Origin of the sequence: Vibrio sp. 10N.247.311.51, assembly GCF_041467855.1 — a bacterium.
GTDB classification, from domain to species: Bacteria; Pseudomonadota; Gammaproteobacteria; order Enterobacterales; family Vibrionaceae; genus Vibrio; species Vibrio coralliirubri.
The window spans coordinates 1-2,347 of record NZ_JBFSVK010000066.1 but is presented as its reverse complement, the minus strand read 5'-3'; the positions used below and the strand labels follow the sequence as shown (position 1 = coordinate 2,347).

The 2,347-nt window shown below is 43.8% G+C and carries 1 protein-coding gene; it reads right to left on the bottom strand.

Annotated features, from left to right (window positions below):
• Nucleotides 1–290: 290 nt before the first annotated feature.
• Nucleotides 291–1,916, bottom strand: coding sequence for a methyl-accepting chemotaxis protein (locus AB6E85_RS25735; RefSeq protein WP_333914040.1), 1,626 nt, complete (start codon nt 1,914–1,916; stop codon nt 291–293).
• Nucleotides 1,917–2,347 lie beyond the last annotated feature (431 nt).

Genomic DNA, 2,347 nt, shown 5'->3' with positions numbered 1-2,347 from the left:
AACCACCGACACGAGGATTTTCAATCCTCTGCTCTACCGACTGAGCTATCCGGGCGACGAGGTGTATTAAACGTGTTTTCGCGTTCTGGGTCAACATTAAATTGCAAAAAAAGTATCGTTTGATGTTTTTCTATACTTAGTGGGTTGTTTTTGCTCATTTGGGGTGAAAAACCTAGGTCTAGCATGCCCTAAAAGATAGTAAAACTACGGTTAACTACACTGAATGGGCGCCGAAATAAAAAAAGCACGTATGAAAACGTGCTTTTTTATTTAAAAATTTTCTAGGGAGTTTAGTGTTTTACTTCAAACCTATTAACCCAAGCTTCTAATTCGTTGGAAAGGGAGGCAAGAGTTTGGGTGCTGTTATGACTTTCTGTTACGACATTGCTCAGTTGGTTACCGCTCTCTTCGATCATATTGATACGCTTCGATATATCATCGCTCACCTGAGTCTGCTCAGCGGCCGCTGTTGCGATTTGATGACTCATTGATGAAATGGACTCTAATGCGACAACAATCTGTTGTAGTGCTTCAGAGGCGTTTTGAGACTCTGTTACGGTGCTTTCACTGGTCGCGGCACAAACTTCCATGGTTTGAATTGCGTTGCGAGATCCTTCTTGAAGGTTATTAATCATTAATTGGATTTCTTTGGTGCTCGATTGTGTTCGGCCTGCAAGGTTACGAACTTCATCTGCTACAACAGCAAATCCACGACCTTGTTCGCCAGCTCGAGCTGCTTCAATGGCTGCGTTAAGTGCCAACAGGTTAGTTTGCTCCGCTATATCACCAATCACATCCAATACTTTTGCAATGTTGTTTACATCGTTATCTAGGTTAGCGACAGCTTCGCTTGCTGTGCCTAGTTGGCCTGCTAGGCCTTGAATGTTATCTACTGTGTTGTGGATGAGTTGTTGGGTGTGCTGGCTCTGTTTATCGGCCTCGTCGGTGTTGCGCGCGGTATCGCTGGCTGAATCAGCAACGTTATTGGCTGAAGAGGCCATCTCGGTCATTGCTGTCGCGATCATCTCTGTTGATTGCTGTTGGGTGTCTGTCAGTTGAGCAATTGACCCAGCGCGATCTTCTACGCGCTGCAGTTCGCCTCTTAATGCCAGCATTGAAGCGTCAAGGTTTGATACTAGCTCAGCCAATGACTTACTCATTTGTTGCACTGCGTGATAGATACTGCCGTCAGTTGCCTGAGTTTCGAAAGAGGTTTGAATTCGCCCCTGAGCTACGGCTTGTACTGCTTCTCGTACATCTTTAGGCTCGCCGCCAAGAAGCGCTAGCATGCGCTTAATGGATACAATTAGGCTCGATAGAATAAGACCAGCAATCACGACACAAAGGAATAGCTGCCATTGAGCGGTAGACCAAAAACGAGCGTTAACTTCATTGAACCCAATACCGGTGCCGACAACCCAACCCCAATGTGGCGTTTTCTCTGCAATAGACAGTTTTTCTTCAATCGTTCCATCTGGCAGTTTTTGTGTCCAGGTGTACTCAATGATCTCGCCAGTGCGATTACCAAGTACTCTTTGGATTAGCTGCCCAACACTATTGCCGTCGCCATCTTTAAAGTCGTTAAAGCTGGTTCCGTGTAGTTGAGGATCTAATGGTGTCGCGACAAACGTCATGTTCTCATCGGCCACGTAAACATATTCATTATCTTTATAGATGTTGTTGCGAAGAAGGCGAGTAGCGAGTTGCTTAGCTTGCTCTTCTTCTAGTGTGCCATCAATCGCCATTTTCTCGACTTCTGTAAGGATGCTGTATGCACTCTTAAATAGCTCTGTCACGCGAGCTTTGTTGTCCATGTTGCTAGCGACTCTCAATGTCCATAAACCAGTAGCCGTCAGTGCTAGCAGGGCGATCAAGATGATGCCCGATAATAAGTAAGCTTGCGTTTTTAGTTTCATATTTCCCCGCGCAGCGATTCAATAATTAGTATTAGGTATAATTCATCGAATCTTAATCTAAGTGGTGTAAGGCAGATATTAGAAAGACATCAAAACATGATAGAGATTAAATTTTCGAAGAAAAAAAAGTAACAGAACTTAGTTCTGTTTGCTTCAATGTGAAGATTAGCGGGTCATGAACTTTGGAATGAGTTGGTTCTGTTGGAATGGGGATGCTTTATAGAACTTAGAATCTGCTGCTGTAGTAAGAGTACTAGAAGGAGATAACTCAATTTATCGAGACTGATTAAGAGTAGAGCTGATGAGTATATTGAATAGAGTTTGCTTTTGTTCAAACGAAAAAAAGCCAAGTTTTTCGACTTGGCTTTCTTGAATGTGGCTCCCCTTGCAAGACTTGAACTTGCGACATACGGATTAACAGTCCGCCGTTC